The 21086-nt window shown below is 35.1% G+C and carries 19 protein-coding genes; 14 read left to right on the top strand and 5 right to left on the bottom strand.

The genetic code is table 11. The features are described 5' to 3' along the window. Positions 1 to 424: 424 nt before the first annotated feature. Complete coding sequence (gapA, locus tag A9G08_RS07830; protein ID WP_065563148.1) at positions 425 to 1423, top strand: glyceraldehyde-3-phosphate dehydrogenase; 999 nt, start codon at positions 425 to 427, stop codon at positions 1421 to 1423. 133 nt (positions 1424 to 1556) lie between these two features. Here gapA and cspE read toward each other — a convergent pair whose 3' ends face one another. From cspE to yjgA, 3 genes are all read right to left on the bottom strand, one after another. Next, positions 1557 to 1766, bottom strand: coding sequence for a transcription antiterminator/RNA stability regulator CspE (gene cspE, locus A9G08_RS07825; RefSeq protein ID WP_025315032.1), 210 nt, complete (start codon positions 1764 to 1766; stop codon positions 1557 to 1559). Between the two features lie 391 nt (positions 1767 to 2157). After that, positions 2158 to 2682 (bottom strand): inorganic diphosphatase, encoded by a 525-nt coding sequence (ppa, locus tag A9G08_RS07820; RefSeq protein ID WP_065563147.1) that lies wholly within the window; start codon positions 2680 to 2682, stop codon positions 2158 to 2160. A gap of 69 nt (positions 2683 to 2751) precedes the next feature. Further along, entirely contained in the window at positions 2752 to 3288 is a 537-nt protein-coding gene (gene yjgA / locus A9G08_RS07815) for a ribosome biogenesis factor YjgA (protein WP_065563146.1), read from the bottom strand. Positions 3289 to 3365: 77 nt separating this feature from the next. Here yjgA and pmbA point away from each other — a divergent pair, with 77 nt between their 5' ends. From pmbA to recG, 6 genes are all read left to right on the top strand, one after another. After that, positions 3366 to 4718, top strand: a complete 1353-nt coding sequence (pmbA, locus tag A9G08_RS07810) for a metalloprotease PmbA (RefSeq protein ID WP_065563145.1) — start codon at positions 3366 to 3368, stop codon at positions 4716 to 4718. Between the two features lie 6 nt (positions 4719 to 4724). Then, positions 4725 to 6461, top strand: a complete 1737-nt coding sequence (locus A9G08_RS07805; protein WP_218058448.1) for a SulP family inorganic anion transporter — start codon at positions 4725 to 4727, stop codon at positions 6459 to 6461. Between the two features lie 35 nt (positions 6462 to 6496). Next, the gene (locus A9G08_RS07800) at positions 6497 to 7711 is read left to right on the top strand and encodes a CinA family nicotinamide mononucleotide deamidase-related protein (protein ID WP_065563144.1); all 1215 of its coding nucleotides are present in this window, start codon (positions 6497 to 6499) and stop codon (positions 7709 to 7711) included. A gap of 173 nt (positions 7712 to 7884) precedes the next feature. Further along, entirely contained in the window at positions 7885 to 8175 is a 291-nt protein-coding gene (gene rpoZ / locus A9G08_RS07795) for a DNA-directed RNA polymerase subunit omega (protein WP_065563143.1), read from the top strand. 19 nt (positions 8176 to 8194) lie between these two features. Further along, on the top strand, positions 8195 to 10303 hold the full coding sequence (gene spoT / locus A9G08_RS07790; protein WP_065563142.1) for a bifunctional GTP diphosphokinase/guanosine-3',5'-bis pyrophosphate 3'-pyrophosphohydrolase: 2109 nt from the start codon (positions 8195 to 8197) through the stop codon (positions 10301 to 10303). 5 nt (positions 10304 to 10308) lie between these two features. After that, positions 10309 to 12402, top strand: coding sequence for an ATP-dependent DNA helicase RecG (recG, locus tag A9G08_RS07785; RefSeq protein WP_065563141.1), 2094 nt, complete (start codon positions 10309 to 10311; stop codon positions 12400 to 12402). A gap of 127 nt (positions 12403 to 12529) precedes the next feature. Here recG and ulaG read toward each other — a convergent pair whose 3' ends face one another. Together ulaG and ulaR are read right to left on the bottom strand one after the other, a co-directional pair. Then, a complete protein-coding gene (gene ulaG, locus A9G08_RS07780; RefSeq protein ID WP_065563140.1) occupies positions 12530 to 13597 on the bottom strand; it encodes an L-ascorbate 6-phosphate lactonase in 1068 nt (355 codons plus the stop codon). 27 nt (positions 13598 to 13624) lie between these two features. Further along, positions 13625 to 14386, bottom strand: coding sequence for an HTH-type transcriptional regulator UlaR (gene ulaR, locus A9G08_RS07775; protein ID WP_065563139.1), 762 nt, complete (start codon positions 14384 to 14386; stop codon positions 13625 to 13627). A 440-nt stretch (positions 14387 to 14826) separates the two neighbouring features. Between ulaR and A9G08_RS07770 the strand changes: the two genes are divergently transcribed. From A9G08_RS07770 to lysA, 7 genes are all read left to right on the top strand, one after another. Beyond that, positions 14827 to 16593 (top strand): PTS ascorbate-specific subunit IIBC, encoded by a 1767-nt coding sequence (locus A9G08_RS07770; RefSeq protein WP_065563138.1) that lies wholly within the window; start codon positions 14827 to 14829, stop codon positions 16591 to 16593. A gap of 35 nt (positions 16594 to 16628) precedes the next feature. Further along, positions 16629 to 17102 (top strand): PTS sugar transporter subunit IIA, encoded by a 474-nt coding sequence (locus tag A9G08_RS07765; protein WP_065563137.1) that lies wholly within the window; start codon positions 16629 to 16631, stop codon positions 17100 to 17102. 3 nt (positions 17103 to 17105) lie between these two features. Then, a complete protein-coding gene (locus A9G08_RS07760) occupies positions 17106 to 17798 on the top strand; it encodes an L-ribulose-5-phosphate 4-epimerase (RefSeq protein WP_065563136.1) in 693 nt (230 codons plus the stop codon). Positions 17799 to 17818: 20 nt separating this feature from the next. Further along, positions 17819 to 18463 (top strand): 3-keto-L-gulonate-6-phosphate decarboxylase UlaD, encoded by a 645-nt coding sequence (locus tag A9G08_RS07755; RefSeq protein ID WP_065563135.1) that lies wholly within the window; start codon positions 17819 to 17821, stop codon positions 18461 to 18463. Positions 18464 to 18528: 65 nt separating this feature from the next. After that, positions 18529 to 19419, top strand: a complete 891-nt coding sequence (locus tag A9G08_RS07750) for an L-ribulose-5-phosphate 3-epimerase (protein WP_065563134.1) — start codon at positions 18529 to 18531, stop codon at positions 19417 to 19419. Between the two features lie 248 nt (positions 19420 to 19667). Continuing rightward, positions 19668 to 19808, top strand: coding sequence for an LPS translocon maturation chaperone LptM (lptM, locus tag A9G08_RS11885; RefSeq protein WP_141673954.1), 141 nt, complete (start codon positions 19668 to 19670; stop codon positions 19806 to 19808). A gap of 12 nt (positions 19809 to 19820) precedes the next feature. Beyond that, positions 19821 to 21074 (top strand): diaminopimelate decarboxylase, encoded by a 1254-nt coding sequence (gene lysA / locus A9G08_RS07745; protein WP_065563133.1) that lies wholly within the window; start codon positions 19821 to 19823, stop codon positions 21072 to 21074. Positions 21075 to 21086 lie beyond the last annotated feature (12 nt).

Here is a 21086-nt window from a genome sequence, read left to right as displayed (position 1 = left end):
TGTATATTTTTGGGTGATTGTATCATTTTATATGATGTAATGAAAATAAGCTGATTGGTTGTAAATAATAAAAAACAATGAATAATATAGAGTTTAAAGCGATGATTATATTTCATCTTTCAACTTTTTAAGTTAATCGATATTATCGCTTTTGAGGTTGAAGTGAGTTTAAGTCATTATCAATAAAATGAGTGTTAGTGCATTATCATCATTGATTTAAAATAAGTTTATATTGAAAATAAAATTAGATTTTTGATTTATAATATGCCTATTTAGGCTGGCTATCATCGGATGATAATTAAGATGGTTTTCTGTTAAATTTATTCTTACCAATTATTTTAATTCAGCTTGAATAAACCACAAAAATTTGGTAGTTTATTGCCAATTATTTTATCATTTAACACAAATAAAGAAGGTAATTGTTATGACAATCAAAGTAGGTATTAATGGTTTTGGCCGTATCGGTCGTATTGTTTTCCGTGCTGCACAAAAACGTTCTGACATCGAAATTGTTGCAATCAACGATTTATTAGACGTTGATTATATGGCTTATATGCTTAAATATGATTCAACTCACGGTCGTTTTGACGGTACTGTTGAAGTTAAAGACGGTAAATTAATCGTTAATGGTAAAACAATCCGCGTTACTGCTGAAAGAGATCCTGCGAACTTAAAATGGAATGAAGTAGGTGTTGATGTTGTAGCTGAAGCAACTGGTTTATTCTTAACTGATGAAACTGCTCGTAAACATATCCAAGCTGGTGCTAAAAAAGTTGTTTTAACTGGTCCTTCAAAAGATAGCACACCAATGTTTGTAATGGGTGTTAATGATAAAGATTATGCTGGTCAAGATATCGTTTCTAACGCATCTTGTACTACTAACTGTTTAGCGCCTTTAGCTAAAGTAGTTAATGATAACTTCGGTATCGTTGAAGCGTTAATGACTACAGTTCACGCAACTACAGCAACTCAAAAAACTGTTGATGGTCCTTCTCATAAAGACTGGCGTGGTGGTCGTGGTGCTGCTCAAAACATCATCCCTTCATCAACTGGTGCTGCTAAAGCTGTAGGTAAAGTTATCCCTGAATTAAATGGTAAATTAACTGGTATGGCTTTCCGCGTTCCAACTCCAGACGTTTCTGTTGTTGACTTAACTGCACGTTTAGCTAAACCAGCTAAATACGAAGATATCTGTAAAGTTATCAAAGCAGCAGCTGAAGGTCCTATGAAAGGCGTTCTTGGTTATACTGAAGATGACGTTGTGTCTACAGATTTCTTAGGTGAAGTTTGTACTTCTGTATTTGATGCTAAAGCAGGTATCCAATTAAGCGATAACTTTGTTAAATTAGTATCTTGGTACGATAATGAAGTTGGTTATTCAAACAAAGTATTAGACTTAATCGCAGTTGTTTCTAAAAAATAAGAAGCATTGTAATTGATAAAAAAGCGACCTTGAGTCGCTTTTTTATTTCTGCTAAGAATGATTATTCGTAAGCATAAAAAACGCCTATTTGAAAAAATAGGCGTTTTACTTTTATTATTTAATTAAAATTTAATTAGATAACAACAACTTCAGCCGCTGCTGGTCCACGTGGGCTATCTTGGATCGCAAATTCGACTTGTTGTCCTTCAGCTAAGGTTTTAAAGCCGTCGCCTGAGATTGCAGAGAAGTGTACAAATACATCTTTGCTTCCATCGGCTGGGGTAATAAAACCAAAACCTTTACTTTCATTGAACCATTTTACTTGGCCTGTTTTTTTATTCATTTACTAGACATCCTAACAATAATTAATAATTTGCCTTATCGGCTGTTTAGGCTTAACAAAACATTGTTTACATCAACTCAAAAACTAATCTAACCAGTTTACCACTAAATTAAAAAGTTAATCGTTTCCATAAAAATGCTTCTTTTGTTCACCCACGACTATTACCTCATAAATCATAATCGAAAGCAAGAGTTTCATGACATTTTTTTCATCTTAGGATGAAGTTTTTTATATGATTTTTTGATAATTGATCGTTTTTTGATCTATAGCAAATTACTGATATTATAACTACTTGAAGTTATTTCGAAAGTCAAAAAAAGTCTAAAAATGCGAGTCATAAAAATTTTTCTTTATGACTCGGTAAAGCGATTACTTTTTTGTAAAGAAGGGTTTATTTTGCACGTTCAAATGATTCGATAATTTCTTTTCGAGCTGCTTCTGCGTTATCCCAACCTTCAACTTTTACCCATTTACCTTTTTCAAGGGCTTTGTATTGTTCAAAGAAGTGTTTGATTTGAGATTTTAATAATTCAGGTAAGTCATCTACATCTTTAATATGATCGTATTCTTTTGAAAGTTTAGTGTGTGGTACTGCAACTAATTTAGCATCAGAACCCGCCTCATCAGTCATTTTTAATACACCAACTGGACGGCAACGAATTACTGAACCTGGTTGTAATGGGTATGGTGTTGGGACTAATACGTCAACAGGATCTCCATCTAGTGATAAAGTGTGGTTGATATAACCATAGTTACATGGATAGAACATTGCTGTTGCCATAAAACGATCGACAAATACTGCACCAGTGTCTTTATCAACTTCATATTTAATTGGGTCAGCATTCGCTGGGATTTCGATTACAACATAGATGTCGTCTGGTAATTCTTTACCTGCTGGTACATTTAATAGTCCCATTTTTGTGTCCTCTATCTTTTATTTGTTAATTGTGTTTAATGATAAATATAAAGCGAACATTATAAAAATTTACTCTGTTTCGCTCAAATCTTTTAGATATTGAAAAATTTGTCTGGCTGTTTTTGGGGTTTTGTTTGCAGAGAGTTCTTTTTTGGCTAAACGCGCTAGTGTGCGTAGTTGCTGTCTATCTGCGGAAGGGAAAAGCCCCATTATTGATTCTGCATCACCCGTTTCTATAAGTTCGTCACGCAATTTTTCTAATCGATGAAATAGGGCGACTTGTTGGTTATGGCGATTTTTAAGTTTATCCAAAGCTAATGTTATAGGTTCAATATCACGACTTCGAAGCAGTTTACCAATGTATTGGATTTGCCTTCGATAGCCTTCTTTTTTTATTTTTTGCGCTAATTCAATCGCATAAAGTAGATCTTCATCAAGGGGAATTTTAGCAATTTCATTTTTGCTTAAGTTGACAAGTTCGACACCTAACTTTTTAAGTGCTTCAGCATCACGTTTGATTTCACTTTTACTGACGTAAATAATGTCATCGTCTTGAGGATCAATGTTGAAGTCAGGTTCTAAATTTGGCTCTTGATTGTTATTCATGCTATTTCTTTTGTTAACTAAAATTGAATTCTGGCATATTATAACGTATCACTAGCAGAATTGTAGAAAATAATAAAATGAGTATTGAACAAATTAAAAAAGACGCGTTAAGCCAAAAGCAACATTTGTCAGCAATTGTTGCCGATGCTATTAACCAGGCAAAAGCTCGAGTTGATGCGGTTGAGGTATCGATTAATCAATCAACAGGTATTAGTGTTAGTACACGAGATGGTGAGGCTGAGAATGTTGAGTTTAATAGTGATGGTGCGTTAGGTATTACTGTTTATCAAAATCAGCGTAAGGGTAGTGCGTCAACCAGTGATTTGTCGCCACAGGCAATCAGTCAAACTGTGGATATGGCTATTAATATTATGCAATATACGTCAGCAGATCCTTGTTCTGGTCTTGGCGATCCCGATTTAATGGCTTTTGATGCGCCAGATTTAGATCTGTTTTATCCAAGTGATTTGAATGTTGATAATGCAATTGAACAGGCAAAACAGGTTGAACTAAGTGCGTTGGCAAGGTCTTCTTTAATAAGCTGTGACGGTGGTTATTTTAATAGTCGTTATGGTGTTTATGTTTATGGTAATAGTTTAGGGATGTTACAAGGTTACTGTGCAAGTTCGCATTCACTTTCTTGCTCTGTTATTGCTGAACAAAATGGGCAAATGGAGCGTAATTATGAATATACGTCCTCCCGTGTTGCTAACCAATTAAAATCACCTGATTGGGTTGGTAATCATGCTGCTGAAAAGGCGGTTGCTCATTTAGGTGCTAAACAAATAAAGACTATGCAAGTTCCAGTTCTTTTTTGTGCAGAAGTTGCTGTTGGGTTGATTCGCCATTTAGTTGGAGCCATTAGTGGTGGTGCTATTTACCGAAAATCCTCTTTTTTATTAGATAGTGTGGGTAATGCGATTTTTCCTTCTTGGCTGACAATTTTAGAAGATCCTTATATTTTAAAAGGAGTTGGGTCATCACCTTTTGATAGTGAAGGAACCAAAACAGTTAAGCGCAATATCATTGAAGACGGTATTTTACAAACTTATTTGTTAAGTAACTATTCAGCCAGAAAATTAGGGCTAAAATCGACAGGACATGCTGGTGGTATACATAATTGGTTAGTTTCACCAAGTCAAACTGATGCTGATTTTGATACAATGTTAAGAAAATTAGATAAAGGTGTTGTTATTACGTCATTAATGGGACAAGGTGTTAATAATGTTACGGGTGATTATTCGCGTGGCGCCTCTGGTTTTTGGGTGGAAAATGGTAAAATACAGTATCCAATCAATGAAATTACCGTCGCGGGTAACCTTAAGGATATTTACCAAAATATTGTGGCAATAGGCAGTGATATTGAGACAAGAAGTAATATTCAAACTGGATCAATATTAGTAGAAAATATGAGTGTAGCAGGGAAATAATCAAACATGGGAAAGTTTACCAGTAGCGCATTATTCCAAAAAATTATTTTTTGGATGCCAGGCCTGATGAGTTTATTGCGATATAAGCGCGAATATCTTAGTTTTGATATTAAAGCGGGATTATCAGTGGCAGCAGTTTCTTTGCCTGTTTCTATCGCTTATGCAGAGCTTACAGGCGTCGGTGCGATTGCGGGATTATATTCAACTATCTTGCCGCTTATTGTCTATGCGCTTTTTGGTTCATCCAGGCAATTGATTGTCGGTCCCGATACAGCTACCTGTGCTGTGGTTGCTGCTGTGGTATTTCCTTTAGCAGCTAATGATCCTGTTTTACGTTGGCAATTGGTGGTGCTGTTGACCATTATGATCGGTATTTGGTGCTTGATTGCCGGTAAACTCCATTTAGGTGCTTTGGCGGATTTATTAAGTCAGCCAATTTTGATTGGTCTACTTAATGGGATTTCAATTACTATTATGGTCGATCAGTTAGCTAAGATGTTTGGCTTTAAGTATGATTATTCTTATTTGATTGAACGCATTGCTTATCTACCTTTTAAAATATCTGAAATTCATGTGTTAACGGCATTTATATCTTTTTTTACACTTGCGATTTTGGTTGTATTGAAAAAATTCAAACCACGTTATCCAGCCCCTTTGTTTGCTGTTATTATTATGACGTTTCTCTCTTGGCTGTTTAATTTTGAACATTATAATGTTCGAATCATTGGTGGAGTAACGAGTGATTTTATTCCTGCTGAGTCATGGATTGATTTTGATAAGGGCTTGATGCGTAATTTAGTCGTTCCTTCGCTCAATATCGCCGTTATTTGTTTTGTAAGTATGATGATTACGGTACGAAGCTTTGCCTCTAAAAATAATTATGAGACTAATGCCGATGTTGAATTTAAAGCATTAGGTATGGCTAATATTGTTGCAGGTTTATCGCAAGGCTTTGTAGTCAGCGGTACCTCATCACGTACCGCGGTTAATGATGCCAATGGTGGTAAAACGCAATTAGTGTCAATCATTGCGGCTGTTTTGATTGGCTTTGTCGTATTGTTCTTTTTGTCACCACTACAATATATTCCAACTTGTGTGTTGGCGGTGATTTTAATATATTCTTCTTTATCTCTTATCAATTTCCAAACTATTATCCGATTTTTTAAATTCGATCGTGATGCGTTTTATTTAAGCTTAACTACGTTAATTTCGGTGTTAGTTATTGGTATTATTCCCGGTATGGCGTTGGCCGTTTTATTAGGGCTGTTTTTATTTTTACGTCGTGTGTTTAGGCCGAATGATCAATTATTAGGTGTTGATGAAAGTGGACGAATTCATTCAATTGGTTCGGATGTTAGTCCATTAAGTAACACTATGATTTATCGCTTTAATTCTCCATTAACTTATTTCAATATTGCATACTTTAAACGTAGGATTATTAATTATATAGATGAATCTCCTGAGACAATTAATTATGTGATTGTTGATGCTATTCCTTGCTTTACCTATAAAGATGTTAGTGTTTTGACCGGTATTGACGAGTTGGTTAAATCGTTGAAGGTTAGAAATGTGGTACTGATTTTATCTGGCCGACGTAAAACATTGAAGAATTGGTTTAAGCAGATGAATATTAAATTAGATACTGATTATATTGAGTTTGCTTATGATCTTTATTTTGCTGTTAGGTCAGTTCAGAGTAAAGAACATATGGAAAGCAAAAACGACGAGGATGTAAATAATTAAATTTTTAATCATTTTTTAATTAGCTAGGGATAATTATGAATCAGATAAAAGATCCACTCAAAATTGAGATGCTTAGTACTGGTGATGAGGTTTTATATGGTCAAATTGTTGATACTAATGCAGCTTGGTTATCTGATTTTTTATTTGAAGAAGGCATTTCTATCACTTCGCGCCATACAGTAGGGGATGATTTGTTGACATTGGTTGATACTCTGCAAGAGCGTAGCTTACACAATGATATTTTAATTGTGAATGGAGGGTTAGGACCAACAAGTGATGATCTAAGTGCACAAGCAGCTGCACAGGCTAATAATGAGTCTTTAGTTTTACACGATGAGTGGCTTAAAGTACTTGAACGCTACTTTCTTAATCGCGGTAGAAAAATGCCATCAAGCAATATCAAACAAGCTATGTTACCTCAAAGTGCAACGTTAATTGATAATCCAATTGGAACGGCATGTGGCTTTAAGATGGTGTTAAATAATTGTCTATTATTCTTTACGCCAGGCGTTCCTTCTGAATTTAAAGAAATGATTAGAACTTCAATTTTGCCTGACATTAAGATGATCTATCCTATAACCGAACGTAAACTCTGTTATCGATTAACCACCATGGGACGAACAGAAAGTGATTTAGGAATGGAGATCGAGACTTCATTAGATATTCCTGATTTTATTACAGTTGGTTATCGTGCAGCAATGCCTATTATTGAATTGAAATTAACTGGGCCAGAAAGTAAAAAAAGTGAAATGGATAGCGCATGGCACAAAATAAAGTCTATTGTTGCAGATAATTTACTTTGTGAAGGTGTTAATCAAGGTGTATCAGGTTTAGCTCAGGTTGTATCAAGATTGTTAAATGAAACGAATCAATCTATTGTGGTCATTGAACAACAATCAGCTGGAGTAATTGGTTATCACCTATTAGAAGCCAATGCCCCCGTGGTGAAATCAGAAGTGGTACCTTTTGTGATGGAAGAACCACTTAATTACTTTTCACAAGTATTGCAAAATCAAAAAGCCGATATTGCGCTAGGGGTAGTCAATTTTCAAGAAAAGAATACGGAATTTACTTTAGTTATTGTCACTAAAAATCAAGAATTGCATTTTAAATTGAAGTATACTGGTAGAGTTCAAAATAATAAGATCCAACAACAAATTTTATCTGCGATTGCTTTAGATGGTTTGCGTCGTTATCTTTTAAATCTGCCTATCATTGGGCCTAACGTCTGGTTAGAGTTATTGGTATAGTTTTATCGTATAGTTTTAACAAATACTTTTATAATATTGCTTCCGCTTTTAGAACGATTTTACAGGGGTTTTTCATTTGTTAGTAATATTAGTTATGGACAATTCCCTACAAAATTAAGTAAAATAGCGGATCTTTCAATTGAAGCATATAAGTTAATATATTAGAGGTAAAAATGGCTCGTGTAACTGTCCAAGATGCAGTAGAAAAAATTGGTAATCGCTTTGATCTCGTTTTAGTTGCAGCAAGACGTGCTCGTCAATTACAAGTTGAAAACAAAACGCCACTAATTCCAGAAGAAAACGATAAAGAAACTGTAGTTGCTTTACGCGAAATTGAAGATGGGCTTGTAAATAAACAAATTCTTGATACAGCTGAATTCCAAGCTCGTCAAGATGAAGAATCAGAAGTGCGTAATGCTCTTCATGAAACGGTACTTTTAGAAAATACTCCCTCATACGAATAAAGATTGCTGAGAATTGTCCATGCAATATTTTGAAAGCTTAAAAGAGGTTGTTGCATTTTATCTTCCAGCTAAACAAGTTGAATTAATTCAAAATGCCTACTTTTTTGCGAAACAAGCGCATGAAGGACAATTCCGTTGTAGCGGTGAACCCTATATTACTCATCCGGTTGCTGTAGCAACCATTTTAGCCGATATGCGGCTGGATTATGAGACCATCATCGCTGCACTTTTGCATGACACCATCGAAGATACCCAAGTCACCTTTCAAGATATAACACAAAAATTTGGCAAACATGTTGCAGTGTTAGTTGAAGGTGTTTCGAAACTTGATAAGTTAAAATTTAGAAACCGACAAGAAGCTCAAGCTGAAAATTTTCGCAAAATGGTTTTAGCCATGACCGAAGATGTCCGAGTGATTCTAATTAAGTTAGCTGATAGAACGCATAATATGCGTACTCTTGGGGCATTAAGACCGGATAAACGTCGACGTATTGCTAAAGAAACATTAGAGATTTATGCTCCTTTGGCTCATCGTTTAGGTATTCATCATATTAAAACTGAGCTTGAAATACTTGGTTTTACGGCGATGCATCCTAATCGCGCTAAAGTTCTTGAAAAAGTCGTTAAGATTGCTCGTGGCACCAGAAAAGAGCTTATTCAGCAAATTCTATCAGAAATTAAAGGGCGTTTATCTGAAGCGAATATCAATGCCCAAGTGGAAGCGCTTGAAAAGAACATTTATGCTATTTATCAAAAGATGCAACTTCGTGAACAGCATTTCCATTCAATTATGGATATTTATGTTTTCCGAATTGTAGTTGATGATGTTGATACTTGTTATCGTGCACTTGGTTTAGTCCATAACTTATATAAACCTCGACTTAATCGTTTTAAAGATTATATTGCTATTCCTAAAGCGAATGGTTATCAATCGTTGCATTCATCATTGATTGGCCCACATGGTACGCCTGTGGAAGTGCAAATTCGAACCGAAGATATGGATCAAATGGCAGAAATGGGTGTTGCTGCGCATTGGATTTATAACGAAAATGATGAGTTAAATAACACTACTACTCAGATTAAAGCCCAGCGTTGGATGCAGAGCTTGTTGGAACTTCAGCAAAGTGTTGGTAATTCATTTGAGTTTATTGAAAATGTTAAATCTGATCTTTTTCCAAAAGAAATTTATGTTTTTACACCCAAAGGTCGAATTGTTCAATTACCTGAAGGTTCAACAGCAGTTGATTTAGCATATGCTGTGCATTCTGATATTGGTTTCCAGTGTATTGGGGCTTTAGTTGATCGTAAGCCTTACCCGCTTTCTCAACCTTTAAGCAATGGTCAAACTGTTGAAATTATTACGTCTCCAGAAAGTCGTCCTAATGCAAGTTGGCTTAATTTTGTGGTTAGTGCTAAAGCAAGATCTCGCATTCGACAAGCATTGAAAACCTTGAAGCGCGAAGATGCTATTTTATTAGGTCGTAAATTGCTTAATTTAGCACTCATTAAATCGGGTGGAATTGACTCGCTAACTGATAAGCAGAAAGATCGTATTGTTAGTTTGACTAAGTTGACTTCGTTTGAGGATGTATTAGCTGAAATAGGGTTAGGCAATATTATGAGCCATTTTATTGTCAAAGGTCTTGAACATAAAGCGCTTTTATTTAATCAATCTGATGAAAATAAAACATTAGTTATAACAGGAAGTGAAGGGGTATTAGTTACTTTTTCAAAATGTTGTCATCCTATTCCTAATGATCCTATTGTCGGTCATGTTAGCCCTGAAAAAGGTTTAACTGTGCATCATGAATCTTGTCGCAATGTTAGTGGTTATCAGAATAATCCCGATAAATATATTTCGCTTAAATGGGCACCAGATATTGAGCAGTTTTTTGTAGCTGAAATTTGGGTAGATATTATTAATAATCAGGGTTCTTTAGGCCATGTTCTTTCTATCATTAATGATGAGAAAGCACATATTCAATGGTTAAACACGGAAGAAAAAGATAGGCAAATCTATACAATTATTTTGCAAATTGAAGTTAAGAATACTCAACAACTTAATGATTTAATCCGAAAATTATCACTACAACAAGATGTAGTGAGTGTGACACGTAATATTAATTAGTTATTATGGTTGATCGTTTGCTAAACCGAATACCGCTTGCAAAATTAGCTGGTATTGGGCCTAGTTTAGAAAAAAAATTCTTTGCACTTGGTATTAAATCTGTTCAAGATCTCTTATTACATTTTCCTTTACGTTATGAAGATCGTTCGACATCTTCAGCAATTAGTGATGTTGCTATTGGTGAAACGACCACAATTTTAGGTCAAATTATCAAAAGTGAAATAATTACAACTAAACGTAAAATGTTGCTCTGCTATATTCAGGATGATTCTGGTATCGCTATTTTACGTTTTCTCAATTTCAACATGGGTATGAAGACTGCCATGGCATCCGGTAAATGGGTGAGGGCTTACGGAGAAATAAAGAGGGGGAGCCATTATCCAGAAATGATTCACCCACAATTTAATATTCAATCAAAAAAAGAGGAGTCGCCTAGTTTTTCTGAACCAAACGAAGAGCGATTTACGCCGATTTATTCAACCACCTATGGGTTAACTCAGAATGTCATCCGTAAAGCAATACAATCGGCATTAATATTGTTAAAACGAAACCCACCAGCTGAAATCTTACCGGTTTCAATAAGCAATGGTTATTTATCTGTTGTTGAATCATTAGATATTATTCATAATCCATCATTAACAACGAATGTAGATCAGCTTATTGATGGAGAACATCCAGCAATAAAGCGTTTTGTTTTTGAAGAGTTGCTTGCTTATCATTTAAGTATGTTGTTTATTAAGGTTGATAATCAAAAACAACATTCTTATCCAATGCATAGTAATAAGCGTTATTCTCAGCCTTTCCTTGCTTCTTTGCCATTTGAACCGACAAATGCGCAAAAAAGAGTCGTACAGGATATTTATCAAGATATGGCTAAGTCAGTTCCAATGATGCGATTAGTTCAGGGAGATGTGGGCTCAGGTAAAACGTTAGTGGCAGCTTTAGCCGCTCTAAATGCTATTGAAAATAATAAGCAAGTTGTTTTAATGGCGCCGACCGAAATATTAGCCGAACAACATTTTCATAATTTTTGTCAATGGTTTGAGCCACTAGGAATAAAGGTTGAGTTGTTAACTGGGCGATTAACCGCAAAAAATAAAAAACGACGATATGATGATATTGAATTAGGCGAAATTTCAATGTTAATTGGTACTCATGCCGTATTTGTTGAGAAAGTTAAGTTTTTTCAATTAGGATTGGTGATTATTGATGAACAACATCGCTTTGGTGTAAACCAGCGATTAAGTCTTTGGGAAAAAGGTATTAAAGATGAGTGTCATCCTCATCAATTAATAATGACAGCAACGCCAATTCCAAGAACCCTAGCGATGACAGTTTATGCAGATTTAGATGTATCAATCATAGATGAATTACCTCCAGGACGAACGCCAATATCGACGATAGTGATACCAAATTCTCGTCGTGATGAAATTATTGAACGTGTCAATCAAGCTTGTATTGATAATCGCCAAGTCTATTGGGTTTGTACTTTAGTTGAAGAATCTGAAACGCTTGATGCTCAAGCTGCAGAAATGTTAGTTGCAGAATTACAAGAACGCTTACCGCATCTTATTATTGCTTTAGTGCATGGCAAAATGAAATCAGATCAAAAACAATCTGTCATGCAGGATTTTAAAGACGGTAAAATTCAATTATTAGTTGCCACAACGGTTATTGAAGTCGGTGTTGATGTGCCTAATGCCAGCTTAATGATTATTGAAAATGCTGAACGTTTAGGCTTAGCACAACTGCACCAATTACGTGGGCGAGTAGGGAGAGGTACTGCAATATCTCATTGTGTTCTTATGTATCAAGCACCTTTAAGTAAAATAGCTCAAGCACGTATGAAGGTGATGCGAGAAAGTAATGACGGTTTTGTTATTGCCCAAAAAGATCTAGAGATTCGTGGTAGTGGCGAAATTCTAGGTACAAGGCAAATAGGGGTAGCTAACTTCAAAGTAGTTGATTTAATCCGTGATCAACATATAATTAATGAAGTGCAAAAAGCCTCTTATTATTTACAGAAGAATTATCCCGAAAGTGCTAATCAGCTAATTGAATGTTGGCTACCTGATCGAGAAAAGTACATTAATGCTTAAATTATGATAGTAGTTGAGAACTGCAATAGCTTTTTTCCATATAATATTCAATAAAAGCAGAGCGTTATTCATAAAAAAGGACTTATAGCGATATCTATAAGTCCATAAATATTAGTGTTAATTTTATTTATAAGAATGAACGGTATGGTAATTCCGGCTCATCGGTAAAGATATCTCTGAATCCTCGATAGTGCTGATAATGCATTTTATTTTTATCAGTAGGATATGTATATTTACCACCAACTTGCCAGAAAAATGGTCTAAATTGATATTCTAGGCGGTCTTTTTTCATATCCCATAATACTTCTATTTCACGAGGATCACTTTGGAAATTAGACCAAATATCATGGTGGAATGGAATGACCACTTTAGTGTTGAGAGATTCTGCTGCGCGTAAAATATCTGACGAAGTCATTTTATCGGTTACACCACGTGGATTTTCGCCATAAGATAAAAGAGCAACATCAATTTTATAATCATTACCGTGTTTTGCATAATAGTTTGAATAGTGAGAATCCCCTGAATGGTAGAGTGAACCACCGGTTGTTTCGAATAAATAATTGACTGCACGATCATTCATCCCATCTAAAATGGATTTATCTGTTGATGAAACACCTTTAGGTAAAGTTACAAGTGATGTTCTATCAAATGAATCTAAAACATGAATCGTAATATCACCAACATGTAAGGTTTCACCTACTTTTGCAACAATACAGCGTTCTTCCGGTACACCCCAACTTTTCCATAATTCGACACAAGCTTTAGGACCAATAAATTTTACTTCTGGTGAGCAATTTTGAATAACTGCAGCTGCAACATTGACATCAATATGGTCCGCATGATCATGTGTCGCCATGACGGCATCAATTTGTTTAATAGCAAATGGATCTAAAACAAATGGGCTGGTTCTTAAATTAGGTTGTAATTCACGTACACCTCCCATGCGCATCATCTGGTGTTGTTTGTTCATTAAGGGATTGGCGTGGGTTTTTTTACCTGTACCACACCAGAAATCGACAGAAATATTGGTGTTACCAGCTGATTTCAACCAAATTCCCGTACAAGCAAGCCACCACATGGTAAACGTATTAGGTTTAACATCCGTATTTTCTATCTCTTCATTAAGCCAAGTTCCCCACTCAGGAAAAGTGTTTAAAATCCAAGAGTCACGGGTAATTTCATTCACTTTACTCATACTATGTTCCTTTTCTTCATTTAATAGTTAAACTAATATTACTTCTACGCCTTGCTCTTTTATGCAATCGATTACTTCTTTATTCGCTTGTTTACCTGTAATTAAAATATCGATTTTATTTACAGGACAAAAAAGCATACCGGAGTTGGCTTTAGTATCGATTTTGGAGCTATCTACCACCACAACTAATTTTTCAGCTTTTTCTAAAATTTGTTGTTCTGCAACTGCACCTAAGATCTCATTTTTATAAAGACCAGTTGGTGTTAATGTTTTGCCACTAGTAAACATCCATTTTGCTGCATAAGAATCAGTAAAGCTGGCAATAGGGTTGAGTATGATATTTTGTGTTTTGTTATATAACCCTCCCATAATGATGACGTTTTCATGATCGTGTTCAATTAAATAACAGGCTAATGGAAAATAATTGGTAATAATTGAGACATTTTTACCACACAATTCACGCCCTAATAAAAATGCTGTTGAACCGCAATTAATCACAACGTTTTCATCACTTTCGCATAGTTTAGCTGCACGTATCGCGATGCGTGCTTTTTCATGATAGTGATCGGTATTATTGATATCTATTGGTGCCCATATAGGTTTTTGTTCTTCTAACCGTAAAATACCATTACGTACTTTTCGCACTCGCCCATCTAAAGCAAGTTTAGTTATATCTCTTCTAGCTGTAGCCGGAGAAATGGAGAAAATTTCAATTAATTCGGTGACTTTTAACTCACCTTTTTCATTGACTAAAGCAACAATTTCGTTGTGTCGCACAATTTCATTCATTGATAACCTCTTATAACACCATGAGCTAATTTGATTATTTGTGATAATAATTATCATTGGATTTATTGTCAATCGCTGATCATGTCTCATTAAAGATAAAATAATTTAATGTATTGATTAATATAGCTATAATTTGATTTGCATGGTGTTTTTTTTAGCGATAATGTGATATCCATCACAGTTTTACAGTTGATTGTTATAGAAAAGTGATCTACGTCAAAATAATCACAAATAATCATTGAATGATTAATTGTGATTATGGAAGATGAATATCAGTTAATGAATCACGATTGATTAACTGAGTTAAGTTTTAAGAAAAAAACTAACCTCACACTAAACAACCATATAAGTGGCATCTGGATAGCGTTAATTATCCTGCATTGAAAAGTTAATAAGGATTTGTAATGCAAACAGTGTCCAATAACCAATGAGAGGGGCATATGGAAGTAATCTATAACATTTTCTATATTTTTTATAGTCAAGTCATGACGAAAGCACCTTTGTTACTAGGCTTGGTGACAATGCTTGGTTATTGTCTTTTACGCAAAGACATAACCACAATTTTAAAAGGAACAATTAAAACCATTGTTGGGTTTATGTTGTTACAAGTGGGTTCAAATGTGTTGGTTTCGACCTTTAAGCCGGTTATTGCCAAATTAGCTGAATATCATGGTATTAAAGGATCTATCATTGACACTTATGCATCAATGGTTGCTGTTGAAAACGGTATGGGTGATCAGTATTCGTGGGTAGGATATGCGGTTTTATTAGCACTAGCAATTAATATTGTTTTAGTCATTTTTCGTCGTATTACCGGTATTCGTACCATTATGTTAACAGGCCATATCATGTTCCAACAAGTAGGGTTGATTACTTTATTCTATTTCCTTTTCGGTTATGGCATGTGGGAAACAATAATCTATTCAGCAATCATTACAGCGTTATATTGGGGAATATTTTCCAATATGATGTTTAAGCCTACCGAAGCGGTGACTGGTGGTGCTGGTTTTTCAATTGGACACCAGCAACAACTTGGTTCTTGGATTGCTGTTAAATTGGCACCAAAATTAGGCGATAAAGCCAATTCTGTTGATAACCTTAAATTACCTAAATGGTTACATATCTTTCATGACAGTATCGCTGCTACAGCAATTGTTATGACATTCTTTTTTGGCATTATTTTGCTTTCTTTTGGTTTGGATAATTTGCAAACTATGGCTGGCTCTACTCATTGGACTATTTATATTCTTGAAACAGGATTGAAATTTGCTGTTGCCATACAAGTTATCGTTGGTGGGGTAAGAATGTTTGTAGCTGAATTATCTGAGGCATTTAAAGGTATTTCGGAAAAATTGATCCCTAATGCAGTATTAGCAATAGATTGTGCTGCGATTTATGCATTCTCACCTAATGCTATGGTATTTGGTTTTATTTGGGGTGCATTAGGACAATTTTTAGCGATTGCTTTATTACTTATTTTCAAATCACCGATTATGATTATTCCTGGTTTTATTCCAATGTTCTTCTCTAATGCGACAATTGGTGTTTTTGCAAACCATTTTGGTGGTTGGAAGGCGGTGATGAAACTCTGTTTTGTTATGGGCATGATTGAAGTATTTGGTTCAGCTTGGGTCATTTACATTTTTGCTCAAAATGGTACTCCTATTGACGCTTGGATGGGTATGGCTGATTGGGCAATTTTATTCCCACCAATTTTACAAGGCTTATCATTTTCTCATTTATTTATCTATTTATTAATTGCATTAGCTTTAGTTTATATGTTTTTTGCTGCAAAACAGCTTAAACAAGAAGAAGCAATGCAAAAAGATCATCCAGAATTTAACGATAATCAACAAGATGTTAATGAAGCCGTGGTAGATAAAATGGATGAAGTAGCCGTGGCTGAAGGTCGTCCGATACGTATCCTTGCGGTATGTGGAAGTGGGCAAGGTTCTTCAATGATGATGAAAATGAAAATAGCTAATTATCTAGATAAGAAAGGTATTGCAAATGTGATGGATTCATGCGCGGTAACTGATTACAAATCACGTTTACCCAATGTTGACATTATTGTTGCATCAAAACACTTGATTCACGAAATCGAAGTTAATGAAGGACAACATGCTTTAGGTGTACAAAATATGCTTAATCCAAACACATTCGGTGATGAGCTTATTGAGATTATTAAAAAAGTACTTGCTCAATAATCGATTAAATATAAAGAGAAGAAAGGAGTACAACGATGGCTTTGAAAGAATCATTAATTGAAAATAATTCAATATTATTAAAAGCAAATGCTGCTAATTGGCAAGAAGCTGTCAAATTAGGTACCGATATGTTAGTCGCTTCAAATGCAATTAAACCTTCTTATTATGACGCAATTATCCACTGCGTTAAAACAATGGGGCCTTATATTATTATTGCACCTAATTTTGCCATGCCTCATGCCAGACCAGAAGATGGAGTCAATCGTACTGCTTTTGCTTTAGTAACCCTTAATCAACCAGTTTATTTCGATGGCGAAGAAGAACCTGTTGATGTGCTTGTTACTTTAGCAGGAAGTACATCAGATCAACACATGGAAGGATTAATGGAGGTTACCCAGGTGTTAGATGATGAAACCAGTGAAACTGGAGTCAATCTTGATAAGTTAAGAGCTTGCAAAAACAAAGAAGATGTTTATGCGGTCATCGATAAGGCATTAAATGGAGGCTAATTTATGTATCAAGCATTAAAAGAAAGAGTATTAGCAGCTAATTTAACATTGCCTCAATATCATTTGGTGACATTTACATGGGGCAATGTGTCCGAGATTGATCGTGATAAAGGTGTTATTGCTATTAAGCCATCAGGTGTCGAGTATGACAAGATGAAAGTTGATGATATTGTAGTGGTTGCACTAAATGGTGACATTATCGAAGGTCATCTAAATCCATCAAGTGATACCGCTACTCATCTTGAGCTTTATAAAGCATTTAAAGATATTGGTGGTATTGTTCATACGCATTCTCGTTATGCGACTATTTGGGCACAAGCAGAGCTCGATGTACCTGCCTTAGGAACAACCCATGCTGACTATTTTTATGGTGATGTGCCATGTACGCGTCGATTAACCGATAGCGAAATAGCAAATGATTATGAAAAAAATACCGGACTTGTGATTATTGAAGAGTTTAAACGACGCGGGCTCGATCCTAAAGCGATGCCGGGTGCAGTTATTTCTGGTCATGCTCCATTTTGTTGGGGTAAAAATGCTTTAGATGCTGTGCATAATGCAGTCGTATTGGAAGAAGTCGCAATGATGGCTATTTCTACACGTCAACTTAATCAAACAATAAAAATTCAACAAGCTTTATCGGATAAGCACTATTTTCGTAAACATGGTGCGAATGCTTATTATGGTCAAAAATAGAATGCAAGAGGGCAAATAAAATGACAAAACCTAAACTACAAATCGCATTAGATCAAACAGAATTACAACCAGCTTTAGAAGTTGCAAAAAATGTTGCTGGTTTTGTGGATATTATCGAAGTGGGAACAATTCTTGCTTTTGGTGCAGGTATTGGTGGCGTTAAAACGTTAAGAGAAAAATACCCTAACCATATCTTGGTTTGTGATTTAAAAACTACCGACGGTGGCGCGATTTTAGCCAAAATGGCTTTTTCTGCAGGTGCTAATTGGTTAACTGTTTCAGCGGCTGCACATATTGCAACTATTGAAGCCTGTAAAAAAGTTGCTGATGAATTTAATGGAGAAATTCAAATAGAGTTATATGGTCATTGGACTCTAGATGATGCCAAAGCCTGGCGAAAGTTAGGTATAAAGCAAGCTATTTATCATCGTTCTCGTGATGCAGAATTAGCTGGATTTGGATGGGGTGAAGAAGACTTAGTTAAAATGCGTCAACTTTCCGACTTAGGCCTTGAGCTCTCTATCACGGGCGGTATTGTACCTGAAGATATTCATCTTTTTGCAGGAATCAAAACGAAAGCCTTTATTGCTGGTCGTGCTCTTGCTAACCAAAATGGTCAACAAACTGCACAAGCTTTAAGAGAGCAGATAGCTAAATATTGGTAATTGGTATATTGCAGTTGTCAATTCAACTGCAATGCATATTGTTCCATTTTTATTAGGTTTAGATTATGACAAAAAGAGCAATAAATATCAAAAAAACCACGCCTCGTATTGGTATTTATGAAAAAGCATTACCAAATGATTTAACGTGGCAACAAAAATTTAATGAAGCAAAAGCATTAGGATTCGATTTTATTGAATTATCCATTGATGAGTCAGACGAACGTCGTGCAAGGCTGGATTGGTCTGATGATGAAATTTATTCATTACGTCATTTGTCAGAACAAATGGGCATAGCTTTGCACTCTATTTGTTTAAGTGCTCATCGGAAATATCCATTCGGTTCCAATGATGAACATATTCGCGCACAAGCAAAAAACATAATGAACAAGGCAATAGTACTTGCTTATAAATTAGGTGTCAGAGTCATTCAGCTTGCAGGATATGATGTCTATTATGAACCAGCAAGTAATCAAACCCATCAACGCTTTATTGAAGGTATGAAGTGGAGTGCCAAACAAGCAGAAAAAGCAGGTATTATGTTAGCTGTAGAAATAATGGATACTGACTATCTTAATTCACTAAGTAAATTCGAGATTCTGAAAAGGGAAATACCGTCTTCATACTTTATGGCTTATCCGGATGTTGGTAATATTTCTGGTTGGAATTACGATGTGTGCACCGAACTTTTATTAAGTCGTGATCACATTGTGCAAATTCATCTCAAAGATACCAAAAGAGTTAAATCTAATTATTCTGGGCAATTTCGAGATTTAGTTATTGGTGAAGGCGAAGTTGATTTTCCGGCCATTTTTAATACATTAAAATTAATGGATTATTGTGCTCCTTTTGTGATTGAAATGTGGGCTAAAGATGATAATTGGAAGCAAAATATTATTACTGCTCAACAAAGCCTAAATGCTATGGCATCCCAATCAGGATATGCACTATTCTCCTAATTTATCTGTAATAAAAATGATATAAAGCTCAATTAATGTCTTATTTGGGCTTTATCTATTCAGTCGAATTAAAAAAATAGTCATCAGAACGCATCAGAATGACATGTTATTTTTAACCTTAAGATCTTATTAAACTCTTTTATAGCAACATATTAATATTAAGAGATTTTTATTTATTCTTTCCACTAATTGGCCTATCGTGTAATATAATGGTCATTATAACAAAATGAAAGAATTGCGAATATTATATGAAATCAATGATCAAATTATTCTCCATATTATTAGCCATCTTGACATTAGTTGGTTGCGGTTTAAAAGGCCCATTATATTATCCTAATGAGCAGTCAAGCACATTTGTTCAATCTAATGATGTGAGTAACATAGCTTAAAGGAATAATTCAATGAAATTTTTACATTATTGTAATGGTCAGTTATTGGCAGATGAAGTCGCTATCTCTGATCTAGCAAAGCAATATGGAACTCCGTTATATGTCTATTCTGCTGCTCATATGACAAAACAATTTCTTGCTTATCAGCAAATTCTTCAAGATAAGAAACATCTAATTTGTTATGCAGTTAAGGCTAACAGTAATTTATCGGTTTTAAATTTGTTGGCAAAACTTGGTGCTGGTTTTGATATTGTCTCGCAGGGTGAATTAGAAAGGGTGCTAAAAGCAGGTGCCGAACCTAGAAAGATAGTTTTTTCTGGTGTCGCAAAATCTATTGAAGAAATCAAACGTGCGCTTGAAGTTGGTATTAAATGTTTCAACGTTGAGTCGGAGGCGGAATTATATCGTATCAACGAAATTGCTCAACAATTAGGTAAAATTGCAACAATTTCATTAAGAATTAATCCTGATGTGGATGCCAAAACCCATCCCTATATCTCAACAGGATTGCGTGAAAATAAATTCGGCATAAGTTATCAATTAGCCCTTGATGTATACCGCAAAGCGGCTAGTTTAAACCATATTAAGATAGTTGGTATTGATTGCCATATTGGTTCTCAATTAACAGAATTATCGCCATTTTTAGATGCTGCTGATAGGATTTTAATATTGGTTGATAAACTCAAAGCAGAAAATATTCACCTTGAACATATTGATTTAGGTGGTGGATTAGGGGTCTGTTATGATAATGAAACACCTATTTCTGCATCTACACTTGTTTCAGAGTTACTCGCGAAATTAACCAATTATGCTGATCTTGAAATTATTTTTGAACCAGGCCGCTCAATTGTGGCTAATGCTGGTTTATTAATTACTAAAGTTGAATACACTAAACATCAAGATGGTAACCATTTTGCTATTGTTGATGCGGGAATGAATGATTTAATTCGACCAGCTCTTTATAAAGCTTGGATGCGAGTTTTGCCAGTCAGAGAACCAAAAAGTTCTGATAAAAAAGAATGTTACAATATCGTTGGACCAATCTGCGAATCTAGCGATGTGTTAGCTTATCAACGAGAGTTGTCCGTTGAACAAAGTGATCTATTGGTTATTTGTAGTGCTGGTGCCTATGGTTTTAGTATGGCGTCAAATTATAATAGTCACCCACGTCCAGCTGAAGTTTTGCTTGAAGGAGGAAAACAATATAAGTTAATTCGAAAACGTGAGACGTTTGATGATTTATGGCGTGGTGAATTAGTATTATAATCTTTTAAGAGT

This window comes from Gilliamella sp. wkB195 (assembly GCF_001690445.1).
GTDB lineage: Bacteria > Pseudomonadota > Gammaproteobacteria > Enterobacterales > Orbaceae > Gilliamella > Gilliamella apicola_E.
This window is presented reverse-complemented; position numbering and strand designations above follow the sequence as displayed.